General features: G+C 57.3%; 15 protein-coding genes and 1 pseudogene. 7 read left to right on the top strand and 9 right to left on the bottom strand.

Features of this window, described 5'->3' with window-relative positions:
• The first annotated feature begins 123 nt into the window (after nucleotides 1-123).
• Nucleotides 124-3,810, top strand: a complete 3,687-nt coding sequence (locus ACA070_RS14090; RefSeq protein WP_497451654.1) for a hypothetical protein — start codon at nucleotides 124-126, stop codon at nucleotides 3,808-3,810.
• A 20-nt stretch (nucleotides 3,811-3,830) separates the two neighbouring features.
• Here the strand turns inward: ACA070_RS14090 and ACA070_RS14085 are convergent, their stop codons facing one another.
• The 6 genes from ACA070_RS14085 to ACA070_RS14060 form a co-directional block, all read right to left on the bottom strand.
• On the bottom strand, nucleotides 3,831-4,418 hold the full coding sequence (locus tag ACA070_RS14085; protein WP_497451653.1) for a LysE family translocator: 588 nt from the start codon (nucleotides 4,416-4,418) through the stop codon (nucleotides 3,831-3,833).
• Between the two features lie 270 nt (nucleotides 4,419-4,688).
• On the bottom strand, nucleotides 4,689-6,197 hold the full coding sequence (locus tag ACA070_RS14080) for a tripartite tricarboxylate transporter permease (RefSeq protein WP_497451652.1): 1,509 nt from the start codon (nucleotides 6,195-6,197) through the stop codon (nucleotides 4,689-4,691).
• Nucleotides 6,198-6,221: 24 nt separating this feature from the next.
• Nucleotides 6,222-6,716: a tripartite tricarboxylate transporter TctB family protein gene (locus ACA070_RS14075; RefSeq protein WP_497451651.1), complete on the bottom strand. Its 495-nt coding sequence runs from the start codon at nucleotides 6,714-6,716 to the stop codon at nucleotides 6,222-6,224.
• Entirely contained in the window at nucleotides 6,713-7,684 is a 972-nt protein-coding gene (locus ACA070_RS14070; protein ID WP_497451650.1) for a Bug family tripartite tricarboxylate transporter substrate binding protein, read from the bottom strand. Before ACA070_RS14070 ends, ACA070_RS14075 begins: the two co-directional genes overlap by 4 nt.
• Before the next feature lie 124 nt (nucleotides 7,685-7,808).
• Nucleotides 7,809-8,879 carry a sterol desaturase family protein gene (locus ACA070_RS14065; protein ID WP_497451649.1) on the bottom strand — a complete coding sequence of 357 codons (1,071 nt, stop codon included), beginning with the start codon at nucleotides 8,877-8,879 and terminating at the stop codon, nucleotides 7,809-7,811.
• A 184-nt stretch (nucleotides 8,880-9,063) separates the two neighbouring features.
• The gene (locus ACA070_RS14060; RefSeq protein WP_497451648.1) at nucleotides 9,064-10,395 is read right to left on the bottom strand and encodes an aminotransferase-like domain-containing protein; all 1,332 of its coding nucleotides are present in this window, start codon (nucleotides 10,393-10,395) and stop codon (nucleotides 9,064-9,066) included.
• A gap of 89 nt (nucleotides 10,396-10,484) precedes the next feature.
• Between ACA070_RS14060 and ACA070_RS14055 the strand changes: the two genes are divergently transcribed.
• From ACA070_RS14055 to ACA070_RS14040, 4 genes are all read left to right on the top strand, one after another.
• On the top strand, nucleotides 10,485-11,381 hold the full coding sequence (locus ACA070_RS14055; RefSeq protein WP_497451647.1) for a DMT family transporter: 897 nt from the start codon (nucleotides 10,485-10,487) through the stop codon (nucleotides 11,379-11,381).
• 543 nt (nucleotides 11,382-11,924) lie between these two features.
• A complete protein-coding gene (locus ACA070_RS14050) occupies nucleotides 11,925-12,554 on the top strand; it encodes a DUF3885 domain-containing protein (protein WP_497451646.1) in 630 nt (209 codons plus the stop codon).
• An 89-nt stretch (nucleotides 12,555-12,643) separates the two neighbouring features.
• Complete coding sequence (locus tag ACA070_RS14045) at nucleotides 12,644-13,105, top strand: hypothetical protein (RefSeq protein WP_497451645.1); 462 nt, start codon at nucleotides 12,644-12,646, stop codon at nucleotides 13,103-13,105.
• A 310-nt stretch (nucleotides 13,106-13,415) separates the two neighbouring features.
• Complete coding sequence (locus ACA070_RS14040; protein WP_497451644.1) at nucleotides 13,416-14,036, top strand: LysE family translocator; 621 nt, start codon at nucleotides 13,416-13,418, stop codon at nucleotides 14,034-14,036.
• A 251-nt stretch (nucleotides 14,037-14,287) separates the two neighbouring features.
• Here ACA070_RS14040 and ACA070_RS14035 read toward each other — a convergent pair whose 3' ends face one another.
• The 3 genes from ACA070_RS14035 to ACA070_RS14025 all read right to left on the bottom strand — a co-directional run bounded on the left by ACA070_RS14035 (nucleotide 14,288) and on the right by ACA070_RS14025 (nucleotide 17,572).
• Nucleotides 14,288-14,650 (bottom strand): DUF6124 family protein, encoded by a 363-nt coding sequence (locus ACA070_RS14035; protein ID WP_497451643.1) that lies wholly within the window; start codon nucleotides 14,648-14,650, stop codon nucleotides 14,288-14,290.
• Between the two features lie 703 nt (nucleotides 14,651-15,353).
• Nucleotides 15,354-16,304 carry an alpha/beta fold hydrolase gene (locus ACA070_RS14030; protein ID WP_497451642.1) on the bottom strand — a complete coding sequence of 317 codons (951 nt, stop codon included), beginning with the start codon at nucleotides 16,302-16,304 and terminating at the stop codon, nucleotides 15,354-15,356.
• Between the two features lie 62 nt (nucleotides 16,305-16,366).
• The gene (locus ACA070_RS14025; RefSeq protein ID WP_497451641.1) at nucleotides 16,367-17,572 is read right to left on the bottom strand and encodes an MFS transporter; all 1,206 of its coding nucleotides are present in this window, start codon (nucleotides 17,570-17,572) and stop codon (nucleotides 16,367-16,369) included.
• A 105-nt stretch (nucleotides 17,573-17,677) separates the two neighbouring features.
• On the opposite strand from ACA070_RS14025, the gene ACA070_RS14020 reads away from it, so the two are divergent.
• Both ACA070_RS14020 and ACA070_RS14015 read left to right on the top strand, forming a co-directional pair.
• Entirely contained in the window at nucleotides 17,678-18,319 is a 642-nt protein-coding gene (locus ACA070_RS14020) for a TetR/AcrR family transcriptional regulator (RefSeq protein WP_497451640.1), read from the top strand.
• Nucleotides 18,320-18,424: 105 nt separating this feature from the next.
• Nucleotides 18,425-18,571: pseudogene (locus ACA070_RS14015) on the top strand (LysE family translocator); the annotation flags it as partial.

Genomic DNA, 18,571 nt, shown 5'->3' with positions numbered 1-18,571 from the left:
ACGAACCGCCCCACTTGGAAGTCATACCTAGACATATAACTAAAATGACAACACACCACCCTCTTATCTAAGCTCCCGCTCCACTTTACAACCAACTCAACACCAGAAGACGGAGCTTCTAACTTGAACTATCCAGACAACATCCTGTTTCATTCCAACGAGCACCGTGAGAAGCAATCCGTCATTGACGCCATTACCAACTTCCTCGGTGATGAATATGTCATGGAAAGCATCGGGTGGTCGTGGGATCGCTTATCGGTCAATCGTATTACCGACTCCCACTTCGAGAACCTGCATCGCCCCGCCGCCATGTGCCTGTCGAGGCTAATTCGTCATCCTGACTTTTTAAAGATCCGATCCGAACAGCCCATCCCGCCGACAAGTTCATTTCAAGTCGATGAGCGGGGTCATCTTTTTTACACCCATGAGAATGTAAGTACCCGCACTGTCGATTCCGAAGATCTTACCGTTGGCTATTTCTCTGCTCGCACAGACATCACTCGCTATCTCGCCGGCCTCGAATCTTTCGAAGAAGATCTGCAACTGTTGGCAAGCATGGCCAAGTTAACCGGTGGGTGGGTGACGTCCACCGAAAAAATGGCGATCAGTCAGTGGTTACGCGTTTACGGCTTGCCACTTCCTGCCACGGTAGAAAGTGCCAGAGAGCTGATCGACTTGATCAATAACTCGACACTCCCGGACAGCCAGCAGTATCAAGATTACTGGCAACTGCTGGATGCTCCTGCAGACTCGCCGTTCAATCTCACGGAAGAAAATCGCGCAATCATTCGTAGTGTTTCCGAGGACCAAACGGCAGGGGAAGTCCCTCTGGTGACACTGCTGGGCGGTTCGCTCATTACTGAAAGCGGCTCCGCCGATGGATTTCCCACCAGCCAAGGCTACCGAATGGCGAGGCTGATCGACATCGCCGTGTGGGCATCCGACAGAGGGCAAGAATACCTCGACGCCTTAGGATGGTTTGCCGATGAGAATGGCCCCAAACCCACAGAGCAGTTTATTGAGCAGCTGATCATTGCGGCGATGCTGCTTGACCTGGACCCCGACGCTGATCGGGCTGGTACCACGTTTGCCGGCTTCGATCTCTATTCAAAACGTTATTTACTCGCCAGCCCAGCAGAGGTGCGCACGCAACTTGAACAGCATTTGATTTCTAAATTCAATCTTCATGAACTCTTTGCGCCGTTGGTGGCAGAACTAATCCTGGGCGGCATGGCTCCGCAATACCTTTTCCGTGATGTGCCTTCCGAATTGCGTGTGGGAACACCTGCATGGGTCGTGTTCACCCAAGCCGTCCATTTTGCCGAATCGATTGCTCCGGGCGTATCCCGAAGCATGACGTATCAGCACCTGCTAGGGTTTGGCCGGATATCGGAATTGAGCCCTGAATTGAACACATTGTTCGCCTCGCACTCGACTGACCCGGTGATCACGTGGGCGTTGACTAACCGGCTTATTGCCCGCGACGCCGAGGGTCATCTGAGTCAGGAGGCCGTTACCCTTGCACTGGAAGAGTATCGACAACACGTCGATATGATGACGAACGCTCTGAGCCAACTTGACAAGCCACTGCCCCACCGCAAGCCTTTGGCTCTGAAAGAACTCACATCCCAAGTGCCTGCCTGCGACCCGGACGAACTACTGGTCAAGCATCGTGGCACAGGTGGAGGCGCCGGGAGAAACGTATCGGTGTTAGACCTTTACATGGGTGATGAACTTGATAGCCAGGATTGGGACCGAGCAACCGGTAAAAGTATTTACCAGGCGTTCCCTGACTTGGCCCGTCTGTATCCCGTTGCTGACTTATACGAACAGGCCATTCACAACCATCACAACGCAATGCTGGAAGCGATGGCCGCCACAATAAATGTCGCGTTTTCGCAACTCAGACCGCTGGATAGGCAGTTCATCGAAGATGGCCACTTGGGTGTTTACTGCGTTCAAGAACACACCACCACCCGGTTTCCGGATTTGCCTAATCCCGGAGGTGCTGTCAGACCCCTTACTTCTTTGCCTGGAAAAACCGGTCGTTACGGCGTGCTTCTCTGCGCAGTACTTGATTCAAAAATTCGTTGCTACCAAATTTTCCCTATGCGAATGGAATGCAAGTTCCGCGAAGAACTCAGCGATACCTTTCGTCCCCTTCTGACGGCAGATGATTTTGCAACCGAAGCTGATTTTGTAAACCAGAAAGAGTTCCTGAGAGCCCCGCTGGACATGCGTGCTTATAAAGAAAACATAGAGCCCCGCGAAAATGTCCGCACTGATCTGTTCATTCGCAAGATCGGTGAGTTCAAGGCTTCGACAGATGACGCGGACTCCTCGTCGCCGAATCGCTACTTCCGTTCTGAACGCAAGAAAACTATCAGCACCCTTATTGCTAAAGAGAACCCTCATTTCACTGAAGATGAACTCAAGGAACTGGGCCTCGACTCGACGCAACGTGAAAAAGCGATTGAAAAAACCGACGCTGTGTTCAATGTAATTTTGAACCTGATCATTCCATTCAAAGGGTGTATAGAGGCGCTGACCTCGGGTGATCTGGCAAAACAAAGGGGCGCACTTCTGGGTTGCGTCATGGACGCAGCGGTCCTGCTGATTTCCGTCGCGGTGATCGGTGTAAGAATTGCCGCTATCAGCGCAAAAGCCGTGACCCTGGTTTCGAAACTGCTGTCTGCCTCCAAAGTTGTTGCCAGCACCGCCGTCGGTCTTTTCAACCCTGTTAGCGGTGTACCTCAACTGCTCAAGGGTGGCGCCAAACTACTAGGCCGGAGCGTAACGAAATTAAGCGGCAACGTCCTCTCCGAGTCACACGCTGCCAGACAGCAACTGCGTTATCTCACCGGTACAAACAGCTACAACCTGATCAAAGCCATCGACCATACGGGCTCGGCACCCCGGATCCGTATGTCCCTGGACACGGTTGCCCATGGGCGTGCGCTATTCAAAGATGACAACATTGCGACCGTCGAACAGATTGTGACCCGTCTGGGTAACAAGAATAATCGCTTACCGGAAGGCGCCTCACCTGTCGAACTGGAGCAGTTGTTCAAGAATGCGGTTGTTGAATCGGCGTCCAAATTCAAGCAGGCGCAAGACCTGGAGGCATTGATCGGCCGAACGGCTGTCGATGACCTGTTCAAGGCAGTCCTGGACAAATCTCAATACGGCTACACCACCGCACGTTCCGCGTCAGGTGCCCAGGGTTATGCCGATACGCTGGCAACCTATGCCCAAGTCGAAGCAAAAAACGTCAATTACATGAAGGGCTACCAGCAGAACGTGCTGAAGCAGGATCTGGGTAAGGCGCCATTCAACCAGGTCATGCCGGAATCAGCGTTCAACCCCAACGGCTTGACCGATAATTCGCAGCGGGCCGGCGCCTGGATAGTCAACGGTTCAACCTCTCCAGGTAATGACGTTGACAGCATCGTTCGGGTACTGCGCGAGTATGCGGGCAACAAAAAATCGCTGACCGATCCGGCCGTCATCAAAGAGGTGCACGCACGGATTGCACCTGCCACCTCGGACATCGTGCGCATCGGCGTCAATGACAAGAAATACGCCAGCAACATCAGCGGATTCGCGGCGATGGAACAGCATCTGAAAACACTGGACACCGGCCATGAGCATTTCGACAAACATTTGTTGGCGACCGTCGTGGGTTTCCACGGTTTGGGCGACGGTAACGGTCGCACCGGTCGTGCGCTGTATGCCATCGGCCAACTTCGAAACAACCGGTTCACGCCGCTGACAAAAAACGAGTTCAGTTTGCTGCACGGCCTCGATTGAGGTGATTGTCTGGGGGGAGTTTAGGTAAACAGCAGATACGCCGCACTCGCCCCCAGCAGTGACGCCATGATCCGATTGAACAAACGCATCCCGGCCGGGTTGTCCAGGTAGCCGCGCAAAAAGGTTCCGGCGTAAGCCCAGCAACCGACGGATACGTAGCAAATCACCAGGTACACCGCCGCAAACTGCCAGACCAACCGCGCCTCGCCGTCCGCGACGAAGGCGCCCATGCCCGCCACGCACGCCAGCCAGGCTTTCGGGTTGAGCCATTGCATTACCGCGCCGTAGAGCATCGACGGTGCCCGGCGTGACTCTTTTGCATCGATGCGTCCATCGTCCGCCGCCAGTTTCCAGGCCATGAACAACAGAAACGCCACCCCCGCCAGTTGCACCACCCGCGTCAGCGCCGGCCACAGCCGCAACACCTCATGCAAGCCCAAACCCATCAACACCAGCAACAAAACAAAACCCAACGTGGCCCCGGCCACATGCCGCTGACTGGCGCGAAAACCGAACTGCGCCCCCGAACTCAACGCAACAATGTTCACCGGTCCCGGCGTTATCGACGCCACCAGGGCAAATGTCGCCATGGAAATAATCAGACTCATCGCACACCTTCTTCAATTCAGGGAAATCAGCGCTCAAGGTACTGAGCGCCTTGCCCTGCGTATTGAAGAAAACTGCCCAAGTTACAGAGACACGGTCTGTGTAGCAGCTGGCGAAGCCTGCGTTCGGCTGCGAAGCAGTCGTGAGATCAGACAATGCGGTGTTTCAGGGAGACCGTGTTTTCAGGTTTTACGACTGCTTCGTCCGAACGCGGCCCGCACCGAACGCAGGCTTCGCCAGCTGCTACACGGGGTGCGGTGAGCTTTAAATGATCAATCATCCTCGTGCAACTTGATGCCCCGAGCGTGCAGCAGATGAGGCACGATCAACACCAGCAGCGTCAGCGCCAGGACCGACGCGGCGATGGGTTGCGTCAGAAAGATCATCCAGTCGCCCTCGCTGATGGACAGCGCGTTACGCAGTTGTTTTTCAGCCATCGGCCCCAGCAGCATGCCCACGATCACTGGCGCGACGGGGAAATCGAAACGCCGCATCAGCACCCCGCCCCAACCGATCGCGAGCATCAGCAGCAGGTCGAACGAAGAGTGGCGCATGCCGTACACGCCGATGGTGGCGAACACCAGAATCCCGGCATTGAGGTACGGTCGGGGAATCTGCAGCAGCTTGACCCACAACCCCACCAGCGGCAGGTTCAACACCAGCAGGATGACGTTACCGATGTACAGCGAAGCGACAAGGGTCCAGACCAGATCACCTGACGTCTGGAACAGCATCGGCCCCGGCTGCAGGTTGTAGTTCTGGAACGCCGCCAACAGGATCGCCGCTGTCGCGGAGGTCGGAATACCCAACGTCAGCAGCGGCACCAGAGAACCGGTTGCGCTGGCATTGTTAGCGGCCTCGGGGCCGGCAACCCCCTCGATGGCACCCTCACCTTTGTTCCCCGCGAACTCTTGAGGAAATTTGCTCAGTTTGCGTTCGGCGGAATAGGACAAGAACGTCGGGATTTCAGCACCACCCGCCGGAATCGAACCAAACGGGAAACCGATAAACGTGCCCCGTAACCAGGCCGGAATGGAGCGTTTCCAGTCAGAGCGCGTCATCCACAAGGACGTCAGCCGGTGCCGGCCGGACGCTTCTTCTTTTTGATACAGCAGGCTGTACAACGCCTCGCCCACGGCAAACAAGCCGACCGCCACGAGCACCACTTCAATGCCATCCACCAATTCCGGCACACCCAACGTGTAGCGGGCAATGCCAGAGGTCGAGTCCAGGCCGATCAGGCCGATGGTCAGCCCAATCCCGAGCGAGGCGAAACCCCGCAGCATCGAAGCGCCGAGCACTGCCGACACGGTGGTGAAGGACAGCACCAGAATCGCAAAATATTCCGCAGGACCGAATTTCAGCGCCAAGGTGGCAACGATGGGCGCAAACAGGGTGAGCAGAACCGTCGCGATGGTGCCGGCGACAAACGAACCGATAGCCGCCGTCGCCAGGGCCGGCCCTGCCCGTCCGTTACGGGCCATGAGGTTGCCTTCCAGGGCCGTGACCATGGACGACGACTCTCCGGGAGTATTGAGCAGTATGGAGGTGGTCGAGCCGCCGAACTGTGCGCCGTAGTAGATGCCGGCGAACATGATCAGCGCCCCGGTGGGATCGACCTTGGCGGTGATCGGCAACAGCAACGCAACCGTCAGTGCCGGTCCAATCCCCGGCAAGACACCGATCGCGGTGCCGAGCAAACAGCCGATGAACCCCCACATCAAATTGATCGGTGTCAGGGCGGCGGCAAAACCGACGGCCAGGCTTGAGAGAATTTCCACCGTGTTGATCTCCTTGGGCCGGGGTCAGAGCCAGGCGTTGATGAGGGGCGGAAGGGAAACCCCGAGCCCGGCGTTGAACAGCCAGTAAATCGGCAGCGTCAGGGCAATGCCGATGGCCAGGTCCCGCACCGGACGGCGACTGCCAAACCCCCGGGCCGAACAGGCAAACAGCAACCCGGCCGCCAGGACGAACCCGATGACGTTAATCAGCACGGCCACGGCCACCAGCCCTGCGGTCACCCAGGCGGCCCCAATTTTGCCTCCGGGCCGCGCTTTGGCGGACTCGTCATCGTGGTCGGCCAATTCGCGGAAACCACCGGTGACGGCCTGATAACACAGCAACAGACCGACGACACCGAGGAACGCCGCCAACGCGTAGGGATAGACGTAAGCGCCGAGGATGACGAAGCCCATCTCCTCGGGAAAGCGGTAGGCGCCGAGGGCCAGCACGGCACTGATGGCGACCACTCCCAAGCCGATCGCCAGTTGTACCGGCAGGACTTTATGAGACGGGTTCATTTCGCAACCAGCCCGACCTCGACCAGCATCGCACGCAGCCGCACGTGTTCTTCGTCGACGAATTTACCGAACTCATCGCCGGTCAGGACGTTGGGGGCCCATTTATTGGTCTCGACATTGGCTTTCCAGCCTTGGCTTTCGGCGGCAGCCAGGACGGCGTCGGTCACTTCCTTGCGCTGCTCGGGCGTGAGGCCCGCCGCACCGTAAACACCCCGCCAGTTGCCGATGATCACGTCGTAACCACTCTCTTTCAGCGTCGGCGCATCGATCCCGGCAACGCGCTCGGGCGCGCCGATGGCGAGCACCCGGAACTGGCCGTTCCTGATGTATTGACCCAGCTCGGCATAACCACCGGTAATCACCTTGATCTGGCCACCCAATACCTGAGCCACGACTTCGCCCCCACCCGCGAACGCCACGTAGTTCACCTTGTTGACGGGGATCCCCATTTTGCTGGCCAGATCGGCGATACCGATGTGATCAATCGAGCCCTTGGAGCCACCGCCCCAGGTGATGCTGGAGGGTTTGTCCTTGAAGGCCTTGAGCAAGTCGTCGAGGGTTTTGAACTCGGACTCCTTGCGCACGGCAATCACGTTGTATTCGGTAAACAGTCGGGCGATCGGCGTCACGTCCTTTAAGGTGATTTGCGGTTTGTTCTGTTCAATACCCGCGACCATGATCGCGCCGACCACCAGCAGCGCATTCGGATCGCCCTTGGTGCTGTTGGCAAACTGCGCCAGCCCCAGAGTACCGCCTGCCCCGCCCTTGTTCTCGAAGGTGACGGATTTGGCCGCTTTGGCTTCGACCATGGCTTTGCCCAGATCCCGGGCGGTCTGGTCATAGCCGCCACCGACCGAACCGGGGGCCATGAACTTGACGGTGTCCAGCGCAAAGGCCGGCGTAGTGAGCGCGGCAGCGGTGATGGCAACTGCGATGCAGCGGCTGAATCGACGGAACAAGGCGAGCATATGGAGTCTCCCGATATTGTTTTTGTGGGTGCCGATTGAATCTCGCTCAGGAGCAGACCCTGCTCACTGAACATGCGTCTGTGAACAAGCGTAGGTCATGGTTGTGTTTGGTGACGCCCTTCGCTCAGTTGAATGCTTTACGAGATCCTTCGGCGGGCAACGTTGGTGGGTGTGAAGCGGCGGGGGCAGCAGCCTGCGGGCGTTTCGCCAGACGAATTTTGCGAGCGATGTCCACGAACGGCGTGACGATCAGGCTGTAGACCGACAGGTAACGTTCGTGGTCCTGCTCACCGGTGCCGAAGCGAATGGCTTCCGGTTTCGAGGTGGTGACGTAGAGCGTTCCGAACATCCAGTCCCAGAGTGACAGGTTGACTCCGAAGTTCTTGTTGAAGTGTCGGGCCGCGTCACTGTGGTGAATCTGGTGCTGGGCCGGACTGTTCAACACATGCTCGAACACTGGCCCGAACGACAGCCAGACATGGGTGTGACGCAGGTTTGCGGCAAAACCGTTGAAGATCAGTACCAGCCAGGTCACGCCAAACAAGGTGTAGCGGCTGATCTCACCACCACAGGCGTACCAGAAGATGCCGGCAAAGGCTGCGATGCAGACCGTATTCGTCAGTTTTTCCACAATTTTTTCCACGAAGTGAACCCGGCTGGCGGTGGCCGGGACCAGAACGGCGGCCGAATGATGGACCTTGTGAAATTCCCACAGCCATCGGGAATGAAACGCTCGGTGCACCCAATAGTTGGCAAAATCCCTGACCAGAAACACCCCCAATCCAAACAGTAGCGAGAGTGAGAGGTGGTCCCCGGCTTGCACCCGCGAGCCCCAAAGGTTGGTCATGAAACGGACGTAGTCCCCGGACCGCAGGATGTATGGGTCCACCAGACCGACGATGGGCACTACCAGCGCGACTTTCAGGATGGCGCGGACGAAGTAATACCGATAATCCAGCAACGCCGAGCGATGCAAATGCACCCGGGTCCCGCCGATGAATTGCCCGAAAGAACGTGCGTCAGTCAGCCCGCGGGATTTCCTGAAACGGAACAGGCCATAGGCAACGCTGTAGGAGGAAAAGAGAAACACTAGACCGAAGCGGCCGTTCAAATCGAAGATGCCAAGAAACTGGTCGGTGACCGGCTTGATCACCCACAGAGACAGGAAGTCATGGAAAAGCGCCAGAACATCCACTCGCGGCTGGCCTCCATCAAAAAAAGCAAAGTGTAGATCAGATCGCCAGAGTGGTGAATGCCCCGGCCCCACAGGGAAAACGCATTTCAAATGTGGGAGCGGGCTTGCTCCGGGCGGCGTTCCGACGAAGAACGATAACGCGGTATATCTGCCAGTCATCCGGCTTTGGCCAGGTATGGCTTCGCTACGTATAAGCCCCCACCACCCGCTTCACCTTCTTGAGCGCCACGGCGAGCGCGTCCATGTCCACCGAGCCCAGTGCCAGGCGGATCGCGTGCGGTACATGGGCCGAGGTCGCAAACGGTTCGGCGGTCGATACCGCCACCTGCTCGCGCATCAACGCCATGGCGATCTGGTCGGCCCGTGCGTCTTCCGACAAGGGCAGCCAGATGAAGTAGGAAGATGGGTGGCGCACGAAATGCAGCCCGGCCAGGTGCTGGTCGGCCACAGCTTGCCGGGCCTGTGCATCTGCGCGCTTTTGCGCTTCCAGCAGGCTGACAGTTCCGTCATCGATCCACGCGCAAGCAATCGCCGTCAGCACCCCGGGAGTATTCCAGGTGGTCGCCCTGATCGTACGCTCCAGTGCGGGCACCGTTTGCACGGGCGCTGCGACAAATCCGACGCGTAGCCCGGTGGCGACACTCTTGGAAAATCCTGAAACGTACACCGTTCTTTCGGGTGCCAATTGCGCTATCGGCGGCAGTAAATCTTCAGCCAGAAACGCGTACGCAGCGTCCTCGATGATGTGCAGATCATGTTTGCGCGCAATCGCCACGAGGTGCTCGCGTTGATCCGCTGCCAGCACCCACCCCAGCGGATTGTGCAGCGTCGGCATGGTGTAAAGGGCACGTACCGATCGCCTCCTGCAGAGCTTTTCGAGTGCATCGAGATCAGGCCCGGTGTCAGTGCCGGGAATGGGCACGACTTCAAGATGCAGCGTTTCAGCCAGCACCTTGAACCCCGGGTAGGTCAACGCATCTGCGGCGATCACATCACCGGGTTGCAACAACGCCATCAGGGCCACCGTCAATCCATGCTGCGCGCCACTGACCAGCAACACTTGCTCGGCCTGGACCGTCAGCCCGCGCGCCTGCAGATGGCGCGCGACCGATGCCCGCTCATGCGGACGGCCCGCATGCGGCTGGTAGCGCAGATGGGATTCCAGATCTCCGGACAACGCGAGTTGACGCAAGGCAGTGCGCAGCAGTTCGGCCTGCCCCGGCACGGAGGGATAGTTGAAGTTGAGGTCGATCATCCCCGCCACAACGCTGGGCTGCTGAATGCCCAGGCTCGGTGGCAGCGAAGTCTCGCGGACGAAAGTCCCGCGCCCCGTTTCGCCACTGACCAGGCCCATCGCCTCCAGCTCTGCATAAACCCTGCTGGCAGTGACCAGGGCCAATCCGTGGCTGGCGGCAAGCAGACGGTGAGTCGGCAAGCGCGTACCCGGCGGCAAACGCCCTGAACGGATATCGGCTGCAAAGGCGTCCACCAGCGACTTGTACCGGGAGCGAGGCATAGGAAATGTATCCATGACAATTTTTTGATTGTATCGATAGTCGGTCATACGATGCGCGGAATGCAACCCGGCACATGAATGGACCCAAAATGGAACGGACATCGAAGCTGCAAAACCAGACGCTGGAAAAGAACACCAGCGGGTTGATCAATGGGCTGATCGGCGTAGTGATCTTCAGCGGTTCGCTGCCCGCGACACGGGTGGCCGTCCTGGAATTCGACCCGGTCTTTCTGACCGTGGCCCGAGCCACCATCGCCGGCGTTCTGGCGCTGTGCATACTGTGGTTGTTCAAGGAAAAGCGGCCTTCGCGAAACCAATTGCTGCCCCTGGTCATCGTCGCGATGGGCGTTGTGGTCGGGTTTCCGCTGCTGACCGCGTTGGCGCTTCAGTACGTGACCTCCGCGCATTCCATTGTCTTCGTCGGCATGTTGCCGCTCGCGACCGCCGCGTTCGGTGTGTTGCGCGGTGGCGAGCGTCCCCGGCCGGCGTTCTGGTTCTTCTCGGTTTTGGGCAGCCTGCTGGTGGTCGGGTTCGCCGTTTCCCAAGGGCTGACTGCCTCGCCGACAGGCGACATCCTGATGCTGCTGGCCATCCTTGCCTGCGGCCTCGGATACGCCGAAGGCGCGAAGCTGTCCAAGACACTGGGCGGCTGGCAGGTGATTTCCTGGGCATTGGTTTTGTCGCTGCCGATTGTCGCCCCGCTGACCTGGTGGCTGACGCCCCCTACGTTCTCGGGGATCACTGCGCCGGCCTGGTTGAGCCTGGCGTACGTGTCGCTCTTCAGCATGCTAATCGGCTTTGTATTCTGGTATCGCGGATTGGCACAGGGAGGGATTGCGGCCGTTGGACAGCTTCAACTGCTTCAGCCTTTCTTTGGGTTGGCGCTGGCGGCCACGTTGCTTCACGAGCAGGTCAGCATCGGCATGCTTGGGGTTACTGTTGCGGTGATCCTGTGTGTGGTGGGTGCGAGACGGTTTGCGAGATAACGCCCCGATACCCGGCAAAGCCCGCAGGTCTTGCGGCTACCAAAAACCCCCAGTGATCGGCAGAACACGGGGGTTTTCTTCGCGTTTAAAACGAGGTGGCAGCTGTACGCGGGTTGACCGACCGGAAATCAAGGAATCCGGCACACCCGAAGATGTCCCACGCACAGCCACCGCAAAAAAGCCGGAAGCTTTTCTTGGGCACTGGTACGCCTTGATTGAGTCGGACGGTCAAATCCGGACGCTGAATTGGCAGCGACCCGGAAACGATAGAGCCCCGGCCCAAGGCGTACAAGCCGGCGGATTCTGGCGCAGCCGTAGGCAACGGCGCAAGGTTTTGTAGCTTTCAGGAAGTAAACTTGATGACGATTAAACACGCGCCCTCAAATCATGTTGAATGGCCGGACGCGCGCTCTGTTGGATCGACCGGTTGAATCCACAGCCAACAGCGGACGCTCGCGGCTTAGCTCAGATCTTACGTATACAGTAATATCCGTCTGCACCACCCAAGCTATGGAGTCGGACAATCAGCTATGAAGGGATCAAGTGAATCTACAACTTGAAATTGAGAGGATCTTTGGGGGTAGAGCATTTGCTAGGCCACTTTTCTATTCCTATCCAGGAGGTTTGCGTTTTGAGCTATCTGAAACTGGTGGAGTGATTGAGCAATTTCTAACAGCACTACGAAAATCAACAAAGATATGCAGCGATATTTTCCTTGATGACGCGACGCTTGTTGCTTGTCTGCGCATTCATTCTGGCAACAACCGATTTGCTCATCGGCCCCTGATTCACGCTCTTCGATCTGCCGGCATTAACATACCCACGGAATGTTCAGTCTGGAGTGAGGAGATAGATCCGGAGGAATGGTTTTGCGAAAGCGAGCCGGAGTATTGGATCAACGTCGCATTTGAAGCGCCTGCGACTCTGCTTCAAGCTTTTCTTTGGTGTGCTTTGGCTAGGGACTTTGCCGCAATTCAGCCTAAGCCCAACTGCGTTTTATACCTCTTCAATTTGAAGAAGCACGTCATGGTTTTTCCCTACGACGACAGAGGTATGGACGTAGTCGGCCCCAACAAAGATCTGCTTTCACAGCTGTATCGTCTGCATCATTCATACCTGCTGGATTACGACCGACACACGATGGACACCACATTCGCAGGGCCTGCGCGCTAGCATCATTGCTTACATTGGAGCCGAAACCGTGCCCACAGCCAAGAGCAGACGTTCAAACCTAAGGTAATGCGATGAAGGGAAAAACAAGAATGACTGCACTTCTGACCAGTAAAGCAGCTCCCCAGTCTGGGCCTGGCTGGACATTTGACCCTGATCGCATGATCCGAATACCCGATTGTCATTCGATCATCGAAGTACTTCGCCGCATCAAACACGGTGGGCCTGAATGGGCGCATCGTAACGTCAATATATGCTTTCCCGGCCCATCAAATGCTTGGGCTCTCGTGTACTCGCTTCAGAATGCCAGTGCCCCGTACTTTGACTTCATGTACACCCGCAAAGAGCCGCCTCAGGAAGCCCTGTCCGCACTGCTAGGGAAGCATCCAAAGTGCTCCGTCATCGACTGGTCGGTTGGACGCTTGGCCTGCATCAAAGCCCAAGGGGTGGATGTTGAGACGCTCGCGGAAATTATCCGGGATGTCGCTGAAGCTGCTTGGGATGAGCGCGTCACGGTCGTCGATGCTTCGTACGAGGAAATGGGTAGAGCGTGACCCAAGAGCGGACAGTCGACCTTAGCTTCCCAAACGCGTGCGCAAAGACCAGGTCTTGGGCAACAATCGTTATCAGCTTCCCACCCTGATAAGGAGGGTTCGATTCCCTTTACCCGCGCCACTATTTTCAAGGCCTCCAGGCACGCACTGTCTACACGCAGTTAAAACCTCAAGAAAACCGAGTAGGTTTACCCGATAGCTTATTTTCTAAGAGAAGCAAAAGTGTACGGCGACTTGCGTCCACCGCTGTACGGGGAAAGCCCCCCGCCGTCCATGATAAAAATACCGTTCTCGCTTCCGGAGACCGGTCATGGACCTCGCCACGCTCACGCTGTTTCTCCCCGCCTGCTTCGCACTGAACATGGCGCCGGGCCCGAATAATCTGCTGTCGGTCAGCAATTCGACCCGCTACGGCTACCGCATCTCGTGCGTGGCCGGGATCGGTCGGTTACTGGCCTTTGCCGGGATGATCGCCCTGGCGTCGGCCGGGTTGGCGGTGGTGCTGCAAACTTCAGAGTTGCTGTTCTACGGCATCAAAATTGTCGGCGCGGCGTATCTGTTTTACCTCGCGTGGCAATTGTGGCGCGCCGATCCGGGGGCCGAGAAAGCTGTAACGGGCGCGTCGGTCGGCGTGTTGGCATTGGCGCGGCAGGAGTTTCTGGTAGCAGCCGGCAACCCCAAGGCGATCCTGATCTTCACCGCATTCCTGCCCCAGTTCGTCGACCCGACCCGCGCGGTGACGCCGCAATTTGCGTTACTCGGCACGTTGTTCCTGATGCTGGAATGGATCGCCATCAGCGCCTACGCCTACATGGGCCTGCACATGCGCCGCTGGTTTGCCGAGCCTCGGGGCAAGCGGATATTCAACCGTTGCTGTGCAGGGTTGTTGTCGGCGGCGGCCTCGGTGCTGTTGATGGCGCGCCGTGCGTGAGTTCCAGGGTTGACCGGATGCTGCGCAGGTTCAAACTGCGGTGCGGAACTGGCGCAGTCACATCACTGCTTACATGAGCATTTGACCGGCGATGAAGCCGTCCGGTCTTGCTGCCAACAAAAGCCCCCTGTGATCGGCAAACCACCGGGGGATTTCATCGCGTTATGAAACGCAGCGAGTCGCTGCTATGTCACTTCTGGCCCTGATTAACAGCCAAACATCAGTTCGCCACTCACCACAGCAAGCGGCACCTACTTGGACAGATCAATCTTATCCAACACCCGATTCGCTGTGATCTCCGCCGTCATGATGCTGTTTGAAATACCTAGCAGCGCGTAACGCGATTCACCCTCCAGATGATCCACCAACTGATGGACCATCACATCGACCGAGGCGAGCGTCTCGACCAGATAAACCGCCAGGGTTTCGGCCGTGGCCTCAGGGTCTACGGAAAACAGGGTGCTGCGGGTTCGCGGGGTGGCTTTGATGTCGGCATTCGACGGGAAGTGGAAGTCGAGTGCCCGCTCGGCGGCTTCGTTGAGTTTTTTGGAATCGGTGGATTCGTAGGGGGAAACGTCATCCGCTTCTGGTGGATTGGGTGTTGGTTTGAACATAGATGAAACTCCTAAAGCACTTAATAAGGAGCCATCACCCTCGCTACCAAACGAATGTGGTGGTGGCCATGCGCAGGTTGGTAGACCGGGCTCTAGGAAAACGGCGCACCCGAGGGTGCCCTGCGCATGACCACCATAAAGACGAGACGAAAAGACTCGACAACAGGCAGTGCTCTGCAACTAAAGACCCGGGCTACCAAACCCGATCACTGATATTCAGCGACCCGGAAACGATAAAACCCAGGCCCTAGGCGCACAAGCCGGCGGATTCTGGCGCAGCCGTAGGCAACGGCGCAAGGATTTGTAGCTTTCAGGAAGTAAACCCGATGGCGTTTAAACAAGCGCCCTCAAATTCTGTTGAATGACGGGCGCGCACTCACTTTGAGCAATAAAAGTGTACGGCGACTTGCCTACACCGCTGCACGCGGATGAAGTCACTATTTTGCCAGAGAATTAAAAATGCTAACCAACCTGCAGGCCCGCGGCCCCCTCAAAGAGCTAATTGAAAAATACCTGAAGGGAAGTGAGCAACTGATGTGTGACCTGGGCTGAGTAAGCCAAAACATTCCGGAGTGGAAGCGGCTAACAAGGGTTTTGACACACTCTGGGCCAGAAGCCGACGTTGGCCAAGCCCCCGACCACGGCTCTCATCAGTGGCACCCGCGTTTCAAATAGCAGCCACCTTACGTATCAAGAGCATCCGTCAGTTATTCAAGAATTTGACCACCAGAGGATTCAATTCAGCGGAACACTCCTCCGGCAACCAGTGCCCACAATTGGGCAAGACTTGGCCTTCTACATTCGTCGCGTACTCTTTCATCTGATCCACTTGAAATTGCCCCATTCCGCCGTGCCCTCCACCGCCGATTGCCAGCACGGGCATGTTCAGGGAGGTCTTCGACAGCTCGACGTTTTCAGCGACCGATTGGTTAAGCGCTCGGTAGTATTCGAACGACGCGTTCAGCGTATGGGGCTTGGCGTATGACTTGGCGTACAGATCGAGCAGCTCAGGCGTGAAGACATCCTTGTTGGTCGCGTGTTCTTTGATGAAGTGCGAGAGGAACAGCTTTTCATGCCCTGTGATCAACTTTTCGGCCAACTGGTCGCCAGCGGCGAAGAAGCTGAAATGCCAGACCAGTGACTCACCCTGTGGTGAGAATGCCGGGAAATCGTAAATGCGCTTGTCGGGAATCGGTGCCTCCATGTAGACCAGTTTCTTTATCTGGCTTTGGTGGGTTACTGCCATTGGATAGGTGTTCCAGATACCGATGTCATGCGCAACCAAGTCAAACGGCTGGTTGCCGCTTAGCTGTGTCGCGAGGGCGAACAGATATTTCGAGACGTCAGTGCCGGTGTAACTGGTCTTTGGCGGTTCCGACTCGCCCAGGCCCGGTAAATCCACCGCAACGACGGTGTGAGTCTTCGCAAGTTCGGGCATCAAGCTGTGCCACTCATACCAGGCTTGACCAAATCCGTGGACCAGGTAAACCAAAGGCCCTGAACCGCCCTTCACATAGTGGAGCCTGACGCCGTCTATGATTTTAAACTCACTCTTGAATCCCGCTGGAACAGGAAACTCTGCCGCTTGTGCCTGGTATGGCAAAGCCACGGTGATTGCGACTGCGGCGAGGGCCGATCTAATGCTCTTTTTCATTTTATTTCTCCATCGAGTTATGACTGAAAATGACGACCATGCGAAGGCGTGCTACCCGTCGATCAATGACTGTGGATCGCCTGGGTGGTGTGCCGTTGACCTTGCGGAAAACCATGCGCCCGTGCCCGAAATGCAATGGCCAGGCTGATCAATAGCAACGCCAGCAACACCCCCGGAAATGCACTCGTTCCCCATTGGCCGAGTAACACGCCACCCAGCAGTCCTCCGCCGGCAATAGCGCTGTTCCAGACCACTACGTTCATGGAGAGCGCAACATCGGAGCCCTTACCTGCGGCGTCGGCGAGTGCTGTTTGCAGCAGGGTGGCCGCGCCACCAAAGGTCAGCCCCCACATGAAGACACCCACATAAATGGCCGCGGCGGAGCCCGAGAACACTCCGAGGAAAATCGAAACCGCTGCGAAGGTTGCAAGGCTGACCAGCACGGTTGTTCGCAGGTGCCGATCAACCAGTCGGCCCGTGAGCCAGATGCTGGCCAGCGCCGCGACACCAAATGTGAGCAATACCAAATCGACGTCACTGTTCAGCCCAGCCTTGGAAACAAAGGGCGCGACATAGGTGTAAAGAATGTTGTGGGCCAGCATCCAGGTGAAGACGACAGCCAATACCGAGCGGACGCCTGGGGTGAAAAACACCTGACGTAACGGCATGCGCTGTGAGGATGATTGGCCTGGGTAATCCGGCACTTTGATCAGCACCCAAACGATCAATACAAGGGTCATGCCGGACATCAATCCAAAGGCCATGCGCCAGCCCATGAATCCACCCAGCCACGTTCCCATCGGCACACCCAACGACAACGCGATGGGCGTACCCACCATGGCCACCGCCAATGCGCGCCCCTGCAAATGAGGGGCGACCATGCGCCGTGCATAGCCCGCGATAAGGCTCCAGGCCAGCCCGGCTGAAACCCCGGCGAAAAACCGTGCAATCAGCGTCAACCAGTAATCGGAAGACAGCGCCGTGAGGGAGTTGAATACCAGGAAGCCGACAATGGTCACCAGCAGTACCGTTCTACGGCGCCAACTTTGCGTGGCAATGGTCAGCGGGATTGCCGCCAGCAGCGATCCCAACGCATAGACAGTCACCATCTGCCCGGCCAGAGACGCAGAGACACCCAGGCCACTACCAATTTCGGGCAGCAAGCCCGCTGGCAAGGTCTCAGTGACAATGCAAATGAAACCCGTCATCGCCAGTGCAAGTAATGCCCCAAGCGGAAGCTTTCCGCCCTGTCGCTCATCTGTAGTCATTTGTCACCTCACATGTATACCGATCGGTATAATATGGAGGCGTACCGCGATCTAGTCAACGACTTATATATCGATTAGTATTTAAGTGATCGAGAGGAGGTTCACATGGCACAGATGGGACGTCCACGCACCTTTGACCGTGGCGTGGCAATTACTCAAGCGATGCATTTGTTCTGGGAGCACGGCTATGACGCAACATCACTCAGCCAGCTCAAGGCAAATATCGGCGGCGGCATCACCGCACCCAGCTTCTACGCTGCATTCGGCTCAAAGCAGGCGCTGTTCAATGAAGTGATGGAACGTTATCTGAACACCCACGGCCGGGTGACCGATAGCCTGTTTGACACCACGCTCCCCCCGAGAGAGTCGATCGAACTAACGCTGCGGCGCTCCGCGAAAATGCAGTGTGAGCCCGACCACCCAGCAGGATGCCTGGTGGCGCTGGGTCTGCTGAGTGCCTGCACGGATGAAAGCAAAGCCATCTCCCAGCCGCTGGCTGACGCAAGATCCTTGAACCGTGCAGGGATGGTGGCATGTGTCGAACGCGCTATCGCATCTGGAGAGCTGCCACCCACGGTTGTGCCCGAGGCATTGGCCACGGTGTTTGACAGCTTCGTGTTGGGGATTTCGGTACTGGCCCGAGACGGCGTGCCCCTCAAACAGATAGATGACGCGGTGACGCAAATCATGACGTTATGGGATGCGTCGTGTATCGATCGTCCGGCTATTGGTTCAGGCAATCCCTAAACGGCAGTAAACAGCGAACGACCGCGGATCGATTTAGCCAATCTGTTGCGTCGACCGGTTGAATCCACAGCCGAAAGCAGCCCCTCCGGGCATAGCGGAATCAAATTAGGCTCCAGCAACCCCAAGGCGATTCTGGTCTTCACCGCATTCTTGCCCCAGTTCGTCGACCCGACCCGCGCGGTGACGCCGCAATTTGCGTTGCTCGGCGCGTTGTTTCTGATGCTGGAATGGATTGCCATCAGCGCCTACGCC

The sequence above is a fragment of the Pseudomonas sp. LBUM1678 genome (assembly GCF_059695575.1).
Note: the sequence above shows the minus strand (reverse complement) of the source record. Positions and strands in the feature narration are given on the sequence as shown.

Excerpts from the sequence above, each read along its gene's own strand:
- ACA070_RS14085 (WP_497451653.1), bottom strand. The coding sequence starts at position 4,418 with ATGAGTCTGATTATTTCCATGGCGACATTTGCCCTGGTGGCGTCGATA.
- ACA070_RS14075 (WP_497451651.1), bottom strand. The coding sequence starts at position 6,716 with ATGAACCCGTCTCATAAAGTCCTGCCGGTACAACTGGCGATCGGCTTG.
- ACA070_RS14070 (WP_497451650.1), bottom strand. The coding sequence starts at position 7,684 with ATGCTCGCCTTGTTCCGTCGATTCAGCCGCTGCATCGCAGTTGCCATC.
- ACA070_RS14060 (WP_497451648.1), bottom strand. The coding sequence starts at position 10,395 with ATGCCTCGCTCCCGGTACAAGTCGCTGGTGGACGCCTTTGCAGCCGAT.
- ACA070_RS14055 (WP_497451647.1), top strand. The coding sequence starts at position 10,485 with ATGGAACGGACATCGAAGCTGCAAAACCAGACGCTGGAAAAGAACACC.
- ACA070_RS14045 (WP_497451645.1), top strand. The coding sequence starts at position 12,644 with ATGACTGCACTTCTGACCAGTAAAGCAGCTCCCCAGTCTGGGCCTGGC.
- ACA070_RS14040 (WP_497451644.1), top strand. The coding sequence starts at position 13,416 with ATGGACCTCGCCACGCTCACGCTGTTTCTCCCCGCCTGCTTCGCACTG.
- ACA070_RS14035 (WP_497451643.1), bottom strand. The coding sequence starts at position 14,650 with ATGTTCAAACCAACACCCAATCCACCAGAAGCGGATGACGTTTCCCCC.
- ACA070_RS14030 (WP_497451642.1), bottom strand. The coding sequence starts at position 16,304 with ATGAAAAAGAGCATTAGATCGGCCCTCGCCGCAGTCGCAATCACCGTG.
- ACA070_RS14025 (WP_497451641.1), bottom strand. The coding sequence starts at position 17,572 with ATGACTACAGATGAGCGACAGGGCGGAAAGCTTCCGCTTGGGGCATTA.
- ACA070_RS14020 (WP_497451640.1), top strand. The coding sequence starts at position 17,678 with ATGGCACAGATGGGACGTCCACGCACCTTTGACCGTGGCGTGGCAATT.